The sequence below is a fragment of the Dyella solisilvae genome, assembly GCF_003351225.1.
GTDB classification, from domain to species: Bacteria; Pseudomonadota; Gammaproteobacteria; order Xanthomonadales; family Rhodanobacteraceae; genus Dyella; species Dyella solisilvae.
In genome coordinates this window covers 81,403-97,503 of the sequence record NZ_QQSY01000006.1, presented here as the reverse complement: position 1 = coordinate 97,503, position 16,101 = coordinate 81,403, and the positions used below count along the sequence as shown (strand labels likewise).

The following is a 16,101-nucleotide window of genomic DNA, read 5'->3' as shown; positions in this document are numbered from 1 at the left end:
CACTTTTCTTTGCTGGCCCAAAGAAAAGTAACCCAAAGAAATGGCCTGACAGGCTCGTAGCGATATGCCGGATACAAGCTTGGCCGACTGAGGCCAGTCGGATCGGTGCCGTGGTACCTCACGGATAGCGGCTACGCCGCAACGCGCCGTGGCGGAGAGGGGGCGCAGCGCTGCATGGCATACAAGCCCGGATGACTGAGGCTAGCCAAATTCGTCGCGTGCTACCTCGCGGACAGCGGCCACACCGCGGGGCGTCGTCGTACTGAGGACTTAAAGCCATGTACCGCGCGCTCCACTTCTTGCTCCCTCTCCCTTCCGGGGAGAGGGTTGGGCATTGCCACCTTCACGGTGGCATTGCCACCTTCACGGTGGTCAGGGGCCAGGCTTCCGACGATGCTCAACCTGCCCACGCCGCAAACGGCCCCTTCCTGCCGCATCGCACCATCTCCGGGCGCCCAAAGTCACTGGATCCCCGCTTTCGCCGAGATGACGAGCCAAAAGAGGCTCGACGCACCTGCACCATTCCATTTTGCGATGCGACGACTCGACATCGGCCGGTCTCTAGTGCATACGTATTCACTTCGATCGGCCGGCACTGCCAGCGCAGAATCGCCGGACTCTGACTTGGGGAGAGGCGATGAATTTGAATTCACCTTCGACGCCGGCCAACGCCGTCGATGACATGGGCCAGCGGGCCACTGCGCGCGTGGTGCTGATTGCAGCCGCGGCCGCCCTTGGCGGTTTCCTGTTTGGTTTCGACACTGCGGTGATCAACGGGGCGGTGGATGCGGTGCGCGGCAATTTTGGGCTGGGCGCGGCGCAGATCGGCTTTGCGGTGTCGTGCGCGCTGCTCGGTTCGGCGGTGGGCGCGTGGTATGCCGGCCCGTTGGCGGACCGCTTCGGTCGTGTGCGCAGCATGCAGGTGGCGGCGCTGTTCCTTGCACTGAGCGCGCTGGGCTCAGGCCTTGTCTCCGGCGTGGCCAGCCTGGTGTTCTGGCGTCTGGTCGGCGGCATCGGCGTGGGCATGGCCTCGGTGATTGCGCCCACCTATATCGCGGAAATTTCCCCGGCGTCGGTGCGTGGTCGGCTGGGCTCGCTGCAGCAATTGGCGATCGTGCTCGGCATCTTCGCCGCGCTGCTGAGTGATGCGTGGCTGGCGGGTAGCGCCGGCGGCGCTGCGCAGCCGCTGTGGATGGGCCTGGCCGCGTGGCGCTGGATGTTCCTGGTCGCCGTGGTGCCTGCGCTGATCTATGGCTCACTGGTGCTGGGCGTGCCGGAGTCGCCGCGCCATCTGGTGGCGAAGGGCCGGCTGGCCGAAGCGCACGACGTGCTGCGCCAGGTGCTGGACATGCACGGCGAGGACGCGCTGAACGCCAAGGTCAAGGACATCCAGGACAGCCTGCATTCCGAATACCGCCCGACCCTGAAGGACCTGCGCGGCCCGCGCCTGGGCCTGCTGCCGGTGGTGTGGATCGGCATCCTGCTGTCAGTGTTCCAGCAGTTCGTGGGCATCAATGTCATCTTTTACTACTCGTCCACGCTGTGGCATTCGGTGGGCTTCAGCGAGACGGACTCGTTCTCCATCACAGTGGCCACCTCGATCGTGAACGTGCTGGTGACGCTGGTGGCGATCGCGCTGGTGGATCGCATCGGCCGCAAGCCGCTGCTGGTGATCGGCTCGGCGGGCATGACCGTCACGCTCGGCCTGATGGCCTTGTGCTTTTCGCAGGCCACCGGCAGCGGCGCCAACCTGATCCTGCCGGCGCCATGGAACATGGTCGCCCTGGTTTCCGCCAACGCCTACGTGGTCTGCTTCGGCCTCAGCTGGGGCCCGATGGTGTGGGTGCTGCTCGGTGAGATGTTCCCGAACCGCATCCGCGCCATTGCGCTGGCGGTGGCGGCGTCAGCGCAATGGCTGGCCAATTTTGTCATCACCAGCAGCTTCCCGGCGCTGGCCGAGGTGGGCCTGGCCTTTGCGTATGGCCTGTACGCGACGTTCGCCCTGCTCTCGCTGGTCTTCGTGCTGAAGGCGGTGCGTGAGACCAAGGGCATGGAGCTGGAGGAAATGCAGGGGTAAATCAGTAGTAAGGAATGGGTAGCGGGGGCGCGTCGATGCACGCCACTACCCATTCCTCACCATCCGCCATGCGATCATGGCGCATGACCGATTTCCGCACGCTCCCGCTTAAACCCGCGCTGCTCGCCAGCGTGGAGACCCTCGGCTATACCGAGATGACCCCCGTGCAGGCGCTCAGCCTGCCACCGATGCTGGAAGGCCGCGACGTGATCGCGCAGGCCCGCACCGGCAGCGGCAAGACCGCCGCCTTCGGCCTGGCCCTGCTGCAGCAGCTGGAAGTGGAGACCATCCGGCTGCAGGCGCTGGTGCTGTGTCCCACGCGCGAACTGGCCGACCAGGTCAGCAAGGCGATCCGCAAGCTGGCCGCCAACACCCCGAATGTGAAGCTGCTGACGCTGTGCGGCGGCATGCCTCTGGGCCCGCAGCTGGCCTCGCTCACGCATGACCCGCACATCGTGGTCGGCACGCCGGGGCGAGTTCAGGAGCATCTCAAGCGCGGCAGCCTGCACGGCGGTGGCATCAAGGTGCTGGTGCTGGACGAGGCCGACCGCATGCTGGACATGGGCTTCAGCGAGGCCATTGACGACATCGTCGGGCGCATCGCCAAGCACCATCAGACGCTGCTCTTCTCAGCGACCTATGCGGAAGAGATCCGTCAGGTCAGCAAGCGCATGCAGCGCGAGCCGGTGGAAGTGACGGTGGAGGCGCCGCACGAGGAGTCCACCATCGAGCAGCGCTTCCACGAAGTGGAGCCAGCGCAGAAGCTGGACGCGCTCGCGCAGTTGCTCGGCAAGGAACACGCTCAGCACGCGCTGGTGTTCTGCAACATGCGCAAGGATGTCGATGCAGTGGCCGAGGAACTGGACAAGCGCGGCTTCTCCGCGCTGGCTCTGCACGGCGACATGGAGCAGCGCGATCGCGACGAGGTGCTGGTGCAGTTCGCCAACCGCAGTTGCTCGATCCTGGTCGCCACCGACGTGGCTGCGCGTGGCCTGGACATCAGCGCGCTGCCGCTGGTGGTGAGCTACGACATCGCGCACGACCCGGATACCCATACGCACCGCATTGGCCGCACCGGCCGTGCCGGCGAAGCGGGCCTGGCCCTCACCCTGGTCACCCCGCGCGAGAGGCCCAAGGCGCTCAACATCGAGGACCAGCTCGGCCAGCCGCTGCCCTGGCATCCGTTGAAGCTGTCCGCGCCGCGGGGCAAGCAGCTCAATCTCGCGCCCATGAAGACCGTGGTGATCGACGCCGGCCGCCAGGACAAGCTGCGCCCGGGCGACATCCTGGGCGCGCTGACCGGCGATGCGGGGCTCGACGCGAAGGACATCGGCAAGATCGACGTGTTCGCGACGCGCGCCTATGTGGCGATCCGGCGAGATCTTGCGAACAAGGCGCTGGAACGCCTGCGCGCGGGCCGCATCAAGGGGCGCAATTTCAGGGTTCGCGCGCTGCACTGAGCCACGGCGCACGGCCCTACAGCGGCGGGCTGGGCTTTGCAGCCCAACCAACGACCCATCCCGGACGTCCAAACCGCGTAGTAAGGTGCGGTACTCACCGACCCCAGGATCCAGCCCGTGTCACGCCGTACCCTCTGCCTTGCCGCCCTGATCGCCACTACCGTCGCCGCCCAGGCCGCCGACGTGCCCGCGCAGCCGCGCGAGCAGCCCTCGCTGCTGGCCTTGTCCACCGCTCCCAGCGAGGCGGAGTTGCACGCCACCATCGAGAAGCTGATCAGCTTTGGCACCCGCCACACGCTGTCGGACACCCAGTCCGACACGCGTGGCATCGGCGCCGCGCGCCGCTGGGTCAAGTCGCGTTTCGAGCAGATCTCCAAGGAGTGCGGCGGCTGCATCGAAGTGGTGACGCCGTCGCAAGTGTTCACCGGCAAGCGTGTGCCGCAGCCCACCGAGGTGATGGACGTGGTGGCGATCAAGCGCGGCAAGACCGACCCCCAGCGCGTGATCGTGATGACCGGCCACCTGGACTCGCGCGTCACCGACGTGATGAACGCCACCAGCGACGCGCCTGGCGCCAACGACGACGCCTCCGGCGTGGCTGCGCTGATCGAGGCGGCGCGCCTGCTGTCGAAGCAGGACAACGGCGCCACCCTGGTGTTCGCCGCGCTGTCGGGCGAAGAGCAGGGCCTGTACGGCGGCAAGGTGCTGGCCGACTACGCCGTGGCGCAGGGCTGGAAGGTGGAGACGGATCTCAACAACGACATCGTGGGCAACAGCCACGGCCAGAACGGCGTGATCGACAACCTCACGGTGCGTGTTTTCTCCGAAGGCACCAAGACCAACGAGACGCCCGAACAGGCGAAGTACCGCGCCTATCACGGCGGCGAAGTGGATTCGCCCTCGCGCAACATCGCGCGCTACATGGAACAGCTCGCCTCGACCTACCTGCCCGACTTCCGCGTGCACATGGTCTACCGCACCGACCGCTACAGCCGTGGTGGCGACCAGGTGCCGTTCCTCGAGGCGGGCTACCCGGCCGTGCGCGTCACCGAGGGTCACGAGGACTACACGCGCCAGCACCAGGACCTGCGCACTGGGCATACTGATCAAGATCGGGGCATCAAGTACGGCGACACCATCGACGGCGTGGATTTCCGTTACCTCGCCCACGTCACCGCGCTCAACACGATCACCATGGCCGCGTTGAGCCGCGCGCCGGCCCCGCCGAGCGGAGTGAGCACCGAGGGCGCCCTGGCCACCGACACCACCGTGAAGTGGAAAAAGACGCCGGGCGCCGCCGGCTACGTGGTGCACTGGCGCGACACCACCGCGCCGCAGTGGCAGTACAGCCGCGCCGTGGGCGATGTGGACCAGGCGGTGATCAAGGACGTGGTGATCGACGACTGGTTCTTCGGCGTCTCGGCGGTTTCGGCCGACGGTTACGAGAGCCCGGTGGTGTTTCCGGGCGACGCCGGCAGCTTCGAACGCTCGCCGGCGCCCAAGTCGCCCTGATCGGCGGAGCCCCCTTCCGCAGATCCCCCTGCCTGGCGATAAGATCGCACCACCACGGCGCCCCAACGGGCGCCGTGGCCGCATCGGGAGGGATGCGGCGCCACGGATGATCTCCAGGGGGAATGTCATGTTTCGCAAGACGCTGCTGCCGGCGCTCGGACTGCTGGCTGCCCTGAGCTTTGCCGCGCCGCTGCAAGCGGTTCCTGTCACCGACCGCCACGCGGCGGCGGTGGCGCTGGTCGACTCGCTGCATCCACTTACCGGAACCGTAGCCCTGCCAAGCGCGCAGGCCACGCTCAAACTCACCGACGTCTACAGCTTCCTTCCCGCGAAGGACGCCCAGCGTGTCGTGACCCAACTGTGGGGCAACCCGCCGGACGACACGGTGCTGGGCATGATCCTGCCCGGCAGTGATCCGCACAGCTTGCTCAACGGCCATCGCTGGGCGGTGGTGGTGACCTTCGTCGACGAGGGCCACGTGTCTGACGGCGATGCGGCCAAGGTCGACTACGACGACATGCTGAAGGACCTCAAGCAGGCCACGAAGGACAGCAACGACGAGCGCCTGAAGGACGGCTACCCCGCCATCGAACTGATGGGCTGGGCCGAGCCACCGCATTACGACGCCGCCAGCCACAAGCTGTACTGGGCGCGCGACCTGAAGTTCACCCGCGCCGACGGCGCCGACGCGGGACACACACTCAACTATGCGATCCGCGTGCTGGGCCGCAAGGGCTACCTGTCGCTCAATGCGGTGGCGCCGATCGGCGCGCTGTCCCAGGTTCGCGCGGACATGCCGCAAGTGGTGGCGCTGGCCGAGTTCGACCCCGGCGAGCGCTATGCCGACTACCAGCCTGGCAGGGACAAGCTGGCGGCCTACGGCATCGCCGCGCTGGTAGCGGGCGGCATCGCCGCCAAGGCCGGCCTGTTCGCCAAGCTCGGCGTGATCCTGCTGGCCCTGAAGAAGTTCATCGTGCTCGGCGTGGCGGCGATCGGCGGCGCGATCTCACGCCTGTTCAAGCGCAAGCAGGCCTGAAAGCCCAGTCGCGGCGCGTGCAGTGCGCCGCTCTTCGCAAGCAGTCGGTCCGTCCCACCACGGAGCACGCGCGATGACCCACATGGAACTTCCGCCACGGCGCGACGAACGCATCGAGCCGAGCTGGGACCGCATGCTGCCCCCTGAGCTGCCACCCCGCACGCCACCGCCGCCGCGGCGCGAATCCGGCTACATCGTGGCGCACTGGAGGGGCGAGCTGCCGCTCGCGTATTCGTACTGGTGCAACGGCGTACTGCTGGGCCTGGCGCTGCTGTTCATTGAAACGATGATGCTGGCCTTGCTCAGGGAACAACACCTGTCGCTCACCCAGGGCCTGGTGCTCTCCGCCAGTTGGATGGCGATGCGCCTGGCCGTCTCGGTGTGGCAGGTGGTGGGCATCCTGCGCTCTGCCGCGGCCAGCGGCAGCAAGTGGGCCGTGCCGGTCAACATCCTGATGGTGCTCACCATCCTTGGCGCCGTGGGCAAGTTGCCCGGCGAAATCACCACGCTGCAGAAGATCGCGCATGGCGCAGCCGAGCAACGCCGGCTCAGCAACTTCACCATCGCGCCCGATCCCTCCGGCGCCGCCATCCTCGCCCGCGGCAACATCGGCGTGGGTTATGCCGACGCCATCGCCGACGCCTTCACCGCGCATCCGCAAATCCATCGACTGGTGCTGGACAGCCTGGGCGGCGATGTCGGCAATGGGCTGCAACTGCACGATTACCTCGCTGCGCATCCGTCCATCGGCGTCGAGGTGGATCACGCCTGCGTCAGCGCCTGCACGCTGGCCTTCATCGGCGCGGCCGAGCGCATCGTTTCCGCACACGGCACGCTGGGCTTTCACCAGATGCGCTCGATGATCGACTCCGGCGCGTCAAAACAGATGGTCGGGGACGAGCAGGCGCACTTCATGACGCTGCTGTCCGCCTTGGGCGCCTCGCCGGACTTCATTCGGCTGGCGTTCGCCAAGCAAGGCGACGACTACTACGCGCCCAATGCCGACTCACTGTTCGCCAACCACATCATCACCGGCCTGCGCCTGGATGATCGCGTGGTCAACGCCGCGCAATGGCGCACCGAGCAGTTCCTGTACAGCTTCAACCAGCACGACCACAGCCGGGCGATGGGCCAGGCGCTGGCGCTGATCCGCCAGCAATGGCCGGCGATCTACGACGCATGGGTCGCTCGCGACCTGCGCATCGAACAGGAACCGGACCAGACGCAACGCATGGCCGATTACAACACCTCGACCTGGCGCGCGCTGCACGCCGCCCGCAGCGCGGCCATGCGCACGGTGACCGCGGACCACGTGCGGCGCTTCGCGATGGAACGTCGGGCTCTGCTCAACCGCATCCGTGACCGCGTCTCCGCCGACGCCTGCGGCCGCTACCTGAGCGGCGTCGGCTTTCAGAGTGCCCACGAGACCGACGCCGTCTACCAGGCCAATGGCGAAAGCTACCTGCATCTGCTGACCGACAACGATCCTTCGCGGGCGATCACCATCAACGCCGCGCTGGGTGAGCGCGCGCTGTCCCAGGTGCGCGCCGGCGTGGAACAGGCCACGCCAGTCACCTCCGGCGCCAACTACCACCCGCAGCTGTGCCGCCAGCAGATTGCGTTGCTCGACGGGTTGCTCGGTCTGTCGCCCCTGGAAAGCGACATGGCCTTGCGCCGCCTGTTCGCGGGAAGCGACTGAGCCGGTTCAGCCGTCGCCATCCAGCCGGACGCCCAGCTGGGCGAAGCGCCGCAAGCCATCATCGCTGGGCTGCAAGGCGCGACTGCCCGTGCGCCGACGCAGCCAGCCCGCCTCCAGCAGCGCGTGCGCCAGCGACACGCCAAGCGGACCGCCCAGGTGCAAGCGCCGCTCCGTCCAGTCCAGGCAACCGCGCCCGCTCAGCGGCAGCAGCGCGTGCACCGGCGCCTCGGCCAAGCCGGCGTCGATCAGTGCGTCGGCGCCCGTGCGCTGCAGGCGCAAGCCATCGCTGGCGGCAAGCAGGAAGCCGCGCGCGAGCATCGCGTCGCACAGGCCGACGCCGAGGCGACCGGCGAGATGGCTGTAACAGGTGCGCGCGATGCGCAGCGCGCGGTCGCCGCCGGCGGGCGTGGGCAGCGTCGGGCGGGTACGCGGCAGGGCCAGCGCCTCCAGCAACGCGGCCACGTCGTCGTTGGCCAGCCGGTAGTAGCGATGGCGGCCTTGCTCGTGCACCGCAAGCAGGCCGCCTTCCAGCAGGCGCTTGAGATGGGCGCTGCCGGTGGCCGCGCCGACGCCAGCGGCGCGCGCCAGCTCACCGGCGGGACGCGCGGTGCCGTCGATCAGCGTCAGCAACATCGCAGCGCGCGCCGGCTCAGCCAGCAGTGCGCCGATCTCGGCGAGCTGGTAGCGGCTGGGCGAGATGGCATCGTTCATGGGGGCAGTCTAGCGCCGCGTTCGTGATCGATACTTCGTTACGCGCCGAAACATCGGCCCGTTGCGGTGACCAAACTGTCGCCATGGACATCTACCGCGCTCCCGACTCCCGCGTCATCCACCCATCGATCCTGTACTTCGGCACGCCGGTGGTGCTGATCACCACGCGCAATCCCGACGGCTCCACCAACATCACGCCGATGTCCTCGGCCTGGGCGCTGGCCAATCGAGTGGTGATCGGCCTGGCCGGCGGCGGCCAGGGACTGGCCAACCTGCAACGCGAGGGCGAGTGCGTGCTCAACCTTGCCGGCGAAGACCTGCACGAAGCGGTCGAACGCATGGCGCCCACCACCGGAGCCGCGCCAGTACCCGATTGGAAACGGGCGATCGGCTATCGCCACGAGACGGACAAATTCTCGCTGGCCGGACTGCATGCGCTGCCGTCGCTCGGCGTGGGCGCGCCACGCATCGCGGAGTGCCCGCTGCAACTGGAAGCGCGCCTGCTGCTGGCCATCGAGCGTCCGCTGGAGGCGTGGCGCGATGGCGCCGGCGGCTACGTGATGGCCGAACTGGAAGTGCTGCACGTGCACGCGCACGACGAGGTGGTGGCGCCCGGCACGCAGCACATCGATCCGCAACGTTACCTGCCGCTGTTCTACCTGTTCCGTCACTACGTGGGCCGCGGCGCCGCGCATGGCCGCACCTTCAAGGCCGAGGTGTGAATCGCCCGCCGCGATGTTGTGAGATGTCATGACGCGAGGAGCCGGTGCTAGCATCCGGAGCCCGATTCCGTCACGAATTCCGGCGCGACCGCCCGACCTTACCCATTCCGCAGGAAGCGAGGCCATGCAGATTCCCACTCTTCTCTTCACTGTGACCGACTGGGCTGGCCTTCCCGTCACCCGCCATCCCGGCGAGTCGGGCGAGGCGCTCTGGCGCACGTTCCAGGTCGGGGACTTGCGCGTGCGCGTGGTGGACTATTCACCCGGCTATCTGGCCGACCACTGGTGCGACCGGGGGCACGTGCTCTACGTGCTGGAGGGCGAGCTGCACACCGAGCTGAAGGATGGCCGCCGCTTCGTGCTGCATGCGGGCATGAGCTATCAGGTGTCCGACTTCGGCGATGCGGCCCATCGTTCCTCGACACCGACCGGCGCGCGCCTGTTCATTGTCGACTGACCCGCACGATGCAGCGCTAGAGGACCAGCGCCAGCACCGCCGCCAGCCAGATCGCGGCGATGCCCAACGCAAAGGCGCGCCGCGCCGCCCCGACGCGCTCGGCGCTCTCCTCGGGTACGGGCGTGGTGACGATCCATGGCACCGAGGCCAGCGCGGCGAACCCGGTGAAGGCCAGCAGCACGATCAGTACGTCCACCGCGCGCCACGGCGTCGCCTCGTGCACGCCCCAGTAGGCGAGAAAGGCCATGCCCATCGCGCAGAGCGTAGCCGAGGCGGAGCACAATCCAACGACGGAACCTGCTGGCGCGCGCATGGTCGACCCTCCCGGGCTGCCGGTGGTGGCGACCGACTTTAGCGTAGAGGTGTGAACGGCAAGGCGAAGGCTCATGTCGAAATCCGACCATCCCGTTCGTCGCACTGGCAAGCAGGGCGAAATCGCCGCGGACAACCCGGCCGGCTACGCCATGCCCCACCCCGATCGCCAGCCACGGACCCCATCCATGTCACTCACGCTCTACATGCACCCGCTCGCCGCGTTTTGCCACAAGCCACTGATCGCGCTGTACGAGAACGACACGCCATTCACGGCACACCTAGTGGATCTCGGTGATGCCGAGGCGCGCGAGGCCTTCTATCGGCTATGGCCAATCGGCAAGTTTCCCGTGCTGCACGACGATGCGCGCGACGCGCTGGTGCCCGAGTCCAGCATCGTCATCGAGTACCTCGATCAGCACTATCCCGGCCCGGTGAAGCTCGTGCCAACCGATCCCGATCTTGCGCGCGAAGCGCGGCTGCGCGACCGCTTCTTCGACCTGTACGTCAGCGAGCCGATGCAGAAGGTCATCACCGACCGCCTCCGACCCAGCGGCCAGCACGACCACTACGGCGTCGCGCAGGCGCGCGACAAACTGCGCGTTGCACTCGACCTGCTCGAGCGCGACATGGCCACACGCACCTGGGCGATTGGCGACAGTTACAGCATGGCCGACTGCGCCGCTTCGCCGGCACTGTTCTACGCCAACCTGGTGATACCGCTGGACGAGGGGCGCCCGCACTGCGCCGCCTACCTGCTGCGACTGATGCAGCGGCCATCGTTCGCGCGCGTGTTGAACGAAGCACAGCCGTACCTGCACCTGGTGCCGCGCGAGAGCGCCGCCGCCTAGCCTTTCAACCGCACGAGGGCACGGCGGGACCCACCACGCCCAGCGAAAATGGCGCCGGGCGGGCGACGTGCGCCCACCGTGCCGCCCCTCCTCCACCCGGCCAACACCCGGACTCTTGGTGCATCGAATGGACGTCCAAATCTGACGCCAAACTGTCACTCACTGACAGCAGGCTGACGCGTCAAACGCAAAGCTAACACGAGGCTCACTGGCCGCTGAACGAAACCGGAAATCCGTTGTCGCGAGGGTCAACCCACTTCGGTACCTTCCGTTTTCCGCCATGAGCCTCCCGACTACCGGGAGGCGACAGGGGACACCAGCCAGCCGACGCGGGGCGCGACTCCCGGGGGCGAGCTCACCCCACTGATCAACCATCGCCGCAAAGGATCCAAGCCATGCAGAGCAAGATGACCTCGCGTTTCAGCCTTATCGCCTTTTCGATGGCCGCTGTGCTCGCGAGCGCGGGCGCCATGGCCCAGTCCACGTCGCCGCAGGACGTCCCCGGCCACCCGCGCGTCTCCGAAGTGAACCAGCGCCTGGAGAACCAGCAGGACCGCATCCAGGCTGGCGTGGCCGACGGCCAGCTCAACGCCAAGCAGGCCGCGCGTGACGAGAAGCAGGACTCCAACATCGCCGCGCGCGAAAGCCGTGACGAAGCCGAGCACGGTGGCCACCTGACCAAGCAGGAAGATAAGAACCTCAACAAGTCGCTGAACCAGGACAGCAAGCGCATCCACAAGCAGCGCAAGGACGGCAAGGCAGGCTGAGCTTTCCCCGCCCTGGCGGCACGAACGGCCCGGCCCACGCCGGGCCGTTTGCGTTTCAGGGCCGTACCACTTCCGGCACTCGCAAGGTGACGCCAGCATGCGAGCATCAGCACACGACTCAATCATGGCGGGAGGGCATATGGTGAGCAGGATCCTGGTAGTGGCGTGCGCGGCAGCGCTGATGGTCGGCTCGGCTCAGGCCGCCGACCCGACGACGGGCAAACCCCAATACGGCAGCTGGGGCTTCGATCAGGCCGGCGCGGACCCGGCGACGAAGCCGGGAGACAACTTCTTCCGCTACGCCAACGGCGCCTGGCTGGACCACACGCCCATTCCGCCCGACAAACCGGCGGTCAGCCTTCGACTCGCCATGACCGACCTCACCGAGCAGCGCCTGCACGCGCTGATGGAAGCATCGGCGAACGGCAACGAAGCGCCGACGACGCTCGAGGGCAAGGTGGGCGCGTTCTACCGCTCCTACATGGACGAGGCGCGTGTCGACGCGCTGGGCGCCAAGCCCATCGCGCCGCAGCTCGACGCCGTGCGGCAAGCCACCACCCGCGATGCGCAGGCGGCCCTGATGGGCCGCACCAATGTCGACTTCGAAGGCGCCCTGTTCGACACCGTGATGGACGTCGACCTCAAGGACACCAGCCACTACGCGATCTACCTCACCCAGGCCGGTCTCGGCCTGCCCGACCGCGACTATTACCTCAAGCCCGAATTCGCCAAGCAGAAGGCCGCCTACCAGGCCTATGTGACCCAGCTGCTCACCCTGGCGGGCTGGCCGCAGCCGGAGGCCGCCGCCAAGGACGTGGTGGCGTTCGAAACGGAGATCGCACAGGCCAGCTGGAGCAAGGTCGAGCAGCGCGACCCGGTGGCCACGTACAACCCCATGAGCATCGCCGACCTGCAGAAGCTGACGCCCGGCTTTGACTGGGCCGGTTACCTGAAGGCCGCGCAGCTGGGCGACCTCAAGCGCGTCGTGGTGGCCGAGAAGACGGCCTTCCCCCGGCTTGCAGAGGTGTACGCGAGGACGCCAGTCGCCACCATCCAGGCCTGGCAGGCGGCACGCGTCGCCGACAACGCGGCGTATTACCTGTCCAAGCCCTTCCAGGATGCCTACTTCGGCCTGCACGCCAAGACGCTCACCGGCCAGCAGCAGCAGGAAGCGCGCTGGAAGCGCGCGGTGCACGCGGTGTCCGGCGGCGATTGCGGCACCGGCGAGCGCCTTGCCTGCTTCGGCAACCTGGGCTGGGGCGTGGGGCAGCTCTACACCACCCGCTACTTCCCGGCCTCGTCGAAGGCCAAGATCGAAGCGCTGGTGGCCAACCTCAAGGCGGCCTACCACGCGCGCATCGAGAAGCTCGACTGGATGGGGCCGAAGACTCGCGAACAGGCCCTGCGCAAACTCGATACCTACACCATCAAGGTCGGCTACCCCGATCACCCGCGCGACTACGCGAACGTGACGATGCGCAGCGACGACCTGGTCGGCAACGTGCTGCACGCCGCCCAGGCCGACTACGCGTTCTACCTCAATCGCCTCGGCGGTCCGGTGGACCGCAGCGACTGGTCGATGACGCCGCAGACCAACGACGCCTACAACGGGTCGCTGCGCGACATCGTGTTTCCCGCCGCCATCCTGCAGCCGCCGATCTTTGATCCGAATGCGGATCCGGCCATCAACTACGGCGCCATTGGTGGCGTCATCGGCCATGAGCTGACCCACGGCTTCGACGACGAAGGCCGCAAGATCGACGCCGACGGCAACCTGCGCGACTGGTGGACGCCTGCGGACGCGAAGGCTTTCGACGAGCGCGCGAAAAAGCTCGGCGCCCAGTACGACGCCTTCGAACCACTGCCCGGCGTGCACATCAACGGCAACCTGACCATGGGCGAGAACATTGCCGACCTCGGCGGCCTCACCCTGGCGCTGGACGCCTACCACGCCTCGCTGCACGGCAAGCCGGCGCCCGTGATCGACGGCCTCACCGGCGACCAGCGCGTGTTCCTCGGCTGGGCGCAGGCCTGGCGCGGCAAGCTCACCGACGACGCCATCCGCCGCCAGGTCACCAGCGACCCGCACTCCCCCCGCACGTTCCGAGTCAACGGACCGGTGCGCAATATCGACGGGTGGTACGAGGCGTTCGGCGTGAAGGCCGGCGACAAGCTCTACCTGTCGCCCGAGGAGCGCGTGCGCATCTGGTGATGCAATGCCATGCGGTACCGGCGCTCAGGCGTCGGTACCGCTCATCCCGCTTGCTTCGCTCACTGCTGCTGCGCCTCGCGACTCCAGCGCCATCACCATCGGCGTCGTCATCATGGTGGTGAGGATGGCCATCACCAGCAGGATGGTGAACATCGCGGGGGTGATCACGCCCGCGTCGAGGCCCACCTTGATCACGATGAGCTCCATCAGGCCTCGCGCATTCATGAGCGAACCGATGGCCAGGCTGTCGCGCCAACCCTGACCCGCCACGCGGGCGCCCAGGGCGCCGCCGATCAGCTTGCCGCCAATGGCCACCAGCAGCACCAGCGTCAGGGCGAGCGCGGCGTCAGCGCTCAGCAGCTCGGCGGTGGTGCTCAGGCCGGCGAGCACGAAGACCACGGGCAGGAACGCGGCCAGGGTGACGTGCTCGACCCGCTCGATCAGTCCATGCAGCAAGCGATCATCGCGTGGCAGGCACACGCCGAACAGGAACGCGCCGAACACCGCGTGCAGGCCCAGCCATTCGGTGACCGCCGCACAACCGAACGCGCCCGCCAGCAGGAAGGCGAGCACGGCGCCGCGGGTCTGTCCGTCCGGTGCATGCCGTGCGAGCAGCCGAGCGCACAACGGTCGCAACACCAGCCAGGCCACGGCTAGCAGCCCCAGCAGTCCGCCTATCGTGCGCAAGAACGGCCACCAACTGCCGCGCGCGCTGATCAGAGCGACCACAAAAGCCAGGGCCACCCAGGCAAACACGTCGGCGACGGCGGCGGCGGCAAGTCCCAGGCGGCCAGGCGTGGTGTCGGTAAGACGCCGTTCCTTCACGATGCGCGCCATCACCGGCAGCGCGGTGATCGCGCAGGCCGTTGCCAGAAACAATGCAAACGGCCAGTACGCCACGCCGGCGGGTGCGTAAGCACCGTACAACCACGGCGCGATGCCGAGCGCGAGCAAGGCCGGTAGCGCACACGCCAGTCCACCGATCCAGCCCGCGGGCCGCAACACCCGCGAACCCTGTGGAATGCGCAGTTCCGCGCCCACCACCGTCATGAACAGCACCAGCCCGAGCGTGCTGAGGCTCTGCAGGTTGCCAAGACTGTCCGCGGGAAACAGCTGCGCCTGCCAGGACGGCGCCAGCGCGCCAAACACCAGCGGCCCCAGCGCGAGGCCGGCGATCATCTCGCCCACCACGGCCGGCTGGCCGAGCCAGCGCAACGCCCACGCCATCAGGCGCGCGGCCACGATGATCACGAGCAACTGGACGAGCAACAGCGGATGGCCCATCGCGGACACCCTCTCAGGTCGAATCCGCAGCTTGCATGGCGATGTAGTGATAGCGCAACCATCGCTACACTTTCGCCATGGCCCATGTCCTCGTTCCGCTACCCCGTCGCGACTTTGACCCCAGCGAAGCCGCCGTGCCCTGGCGCATCCTCATCCAGGCTGGTCATCGCGTGAGTTTCGCCACACCCGACGGCCAGCCGTCGGCGGCCGATCCGCTCATGCTCAGCGGCGAGGAGCTCGATCCGTGGGGCTGCGTACCGGGCCTTCGCAAGCTCACCGCGTTTGGACGTCTGTTGCGGGCGAATGCGGTTGCGCGACGTGACTACGCTGCGATGATCGAGGACGTGGCTTTCAGGTCACCACTGCGCTGGGATGCCATCGACCCGTCGCAGTTCGATGGCCTGCTGTTGCCGGGTGGGCATCGGGCCCGCGGCATGCGCGAATACCTGGAAAGCCCCCTGCTGCAGTCGGTCGTGACTGCGTGCTTCGCGGCGAACCGACCGGTGGCGGCGATCTGCCACGGCGTGGTGCTGGTGGCGCGCAGCCTTGGGCCAGACGGGCGTTCCGTCCTGCACGGCCGGCGGACCACCGGACTGACCTGGGCGCTGGAGAAATCCGCCTGGTCGCTCACCCGCATCACCCGCTTCTGGGACCCGGACTACTACCGCACCTACCCCGACGGCCCCGGCCAGCCGGCCGGCTACATGTCGGTGCAGCAGGAAGTGACGCGCGCGCTGGCTCGCCCCGACGACTTTCTCGATGTGCCACGCGAAGCGCCTCATCACTGGCGCAAGACCGGCGGTCTCACGCGAGACAGCGACACTGACGACACGCCGGCCTTCGTGGTGCGCGACGGCAATTATGTTTCCGCCCGCTGGCCCGGCGACGTGCACCGCTTCGCCCGCCAGTTTGTCGCCGCGCTGGAGGGGCTGGACGGCTAAGCTGCGTCCCCGCCCCGCGATCCCCCAGAAATTTTCCTAATCCGTTCTAAGCCCGTCCCG

Annotated in this window: 14 protein-coding genes; 11 read left to right on the top strand and 3 right to left on the bottom strand. The window is 67.7% G+C overall.

What is annotated here, in order from left to right; all coding sequences use genetic code 11:
* The first annotated feature begins 637 nt into the window (after window positions 1-637).
* From DVT68_RS17810 to DVT68_RS17790, 5 genes are all read left to right on the top strand, one after another.
* On the top strand, window positions 638-2,077 hold the full coding sequence (locus DVT68_RS17810) for a sugar porter family MFS transporter (RefSeq protein ID WP_199536133.1): 1,440 nt from the start codon (window positions 638-640) through the stop codon (window positions 2,075-2,077).
* A gap of 83 nt (window positions 2,078-2,160) precedes the next feature.
* Complete coding sequence (gene dbpA, locus DVT68_RS17805) at window positions 2,161-3,537, top strand: ATP-dependent RNA helicase DbpA (protein ID WP_114826550.1); 1,377 nt, start codon at window positions 2,161-2,163, stop codon at window positions 3,535-3,537.
* Between the two features lie 117 nt (window positions 3,538-3,654).
* Window positions 3,655-5,049, top strand: a complete 1,395-nt coding sequence (locus DVT68_RS17800) for a M20/M25/M40 family metallo-hydrolase (RefSeq protein WP_114826549.1) — start codon at window positions 3,655-3,657, stop codon at window positions 5,047-5,049.
* Between the two features lie 127 nt (window positions 5,050-5,176).
* A complete protein-coding gene (locus tag DVT68_RS17795) occupies window positions 5,177-6,085 on the top strand; it encodes a DUF2167 domain-containing protein (protein WP_114826548.1) in 909 nt (302 codons plus the stop codon).
* A gap of 73 nt (window positions 6,086-6,158) precedes the next feature.
* On the top strand, window positions 6,159-7,784 hold the full coding sequence (locus tag DVT68_RS17790; protein ID WP_114826547.1) for a hypothetical protein: 1,626 nt from the start codon (window positions 6,159-6,161) through the stop codon (window positions 7,782-7,784).
* 6 nt (window positions 7,785-7,790) lie between these two features.
* Here the strand turns inward: DVT68_RS17790 and DVT68_RS17785 are convergent, their stop codons facing one another.
* On the bottom strand, window positions 7,791-8,495 hold the full coding sequence (locus DVT68_RS17785) for an ArsR/SmtB family transcription factor (protein ID WP_114826546.1): 705 nt from the start codon (window positions 8,493-8,495) through the stop codon (window positions 7,791-7,793).
* Window positions 8,496-8,578: 83 nt separating this feature from the next.
* Between DVT68_RS17785 and DVT68_RS17780 the strand changes: the two genes are divergently transcribed.
* Both DVT68_RS17780 and DVT68_RS17775 read left to right on the top strand, forming a co-directional pair.
* Complete coding sequence (locus tag DVT68_RS17780) at window positions 8,579-9,217, top strand: flavin reductase family protein (protein WP_114826545.1); 639 nt, start codon at window positions 8,579-8,581, stop codon at window positions 9,215-9,217.
* Between the two features lie 124 nt (window positions 9,218-9,341).
* Window positions 9,342-9,674, top strand: a complete 333-nt coding sequence (locus tag DVT68_RS17775) for a DHCW motif cupin fold protein (RefSeq protein WP_114826544.1) — start codon at window positions 9,342-9,344, stop codon at window positions 9,672-9,674.
* Between the two features lie 16 nt (window positions 9,675-9,690).
* On the opposite strand, the gene DVT68_RS20775 is transcribed toward DVT68_RS17775, so the two are convergent.
* Complete coding sequence (locus DVT68_RS20775) at window positions 9,691-10,062, bottom strand: hypothetical protein (protein WP_233523548.1); 372 nt, start codon at window positions 10,060-10,062, stop codon at window positions 9,691-9,693.
* Here DVT68_RS20775 and DVT68_RS17765 point away from each other — a divergent pair.
* From DVT68_RS17765 to DVT68_RS17755, 3 genes are all read left to right on the top strand, one after another.
* A complete protein-coding gene (locus DVT68_RS17765) occupies window positions 10,061-10,837 on the top strand; it encodes a glutathione S-transferase family protein (RefSeq protein ID WP_233523547.1) in 777 nt (258 codons plus the stop codon). The genes DVT68_RS20775 and DVT68_RS17765 overlap by 2 nt on opposite strands.
* Window positions 10,838-11,232: 395 nt before the next feature.
* Complete coding sequence (locus tag DVT68_RS17760) at window positions 11,233-11,604, top strand: hypothetical protein (RefSeq protein WP_233523546.1); 372 nt, start codon at window positions 11,233-11,235, stop codon at window positions 11,602-11,604.
* Between the two features lie 139 nt (window positions 11,605-11,743).
* Window positions 11,744-13,816, top strand: coding sequence for a M13 family metallopeptidase (locus DVT68_RS17755; protein ID WP_114826542.1), 2,073 nt, complete (start codon window positions 11,744-11,746; stop codon window positions 13,814-13,816).
* 24 nt (window positions 13,817-13,840) lie between these two features.
* Here the strand turns inward: DVT68_RS17755 and DVT68_RS17750 are convergent, their stop codons facing one another.
* Window positions 13,841-15,100 (bottom strand): cation:proton antiporter, encoded by a 1,260-nt coding sequence (locus tag DVT68_RS17750; RefSeq protein ID WP_114826541.1) that lies wholly within the window; start codon window positions 15,098-15,100, stop codon window positions 13,841-13,843.
* A 77-nt stretch (window positions 15,101-15,177) separates the two neighbouring features.
* Here DVT68_RS17750 and DVT68_RS17745 point away from each other — a divergent pair, with 77 nt between their 5' ends.
* Window positions 15,178-16,041 (top strand): type 1 glutamine amidotransferase domain-containing protein, encoded by an 864-nt coding sequence (locus DVT68_RS17745; RefSeq protein WP_114826540.1) that lies wholly within the window; start codon window positions 15,178-15,180, stop codon window positions 16,039-16,041.
* The last annotated feature ends 60 nt before the right edge of the window (window positions 16,042-16,101 follow it).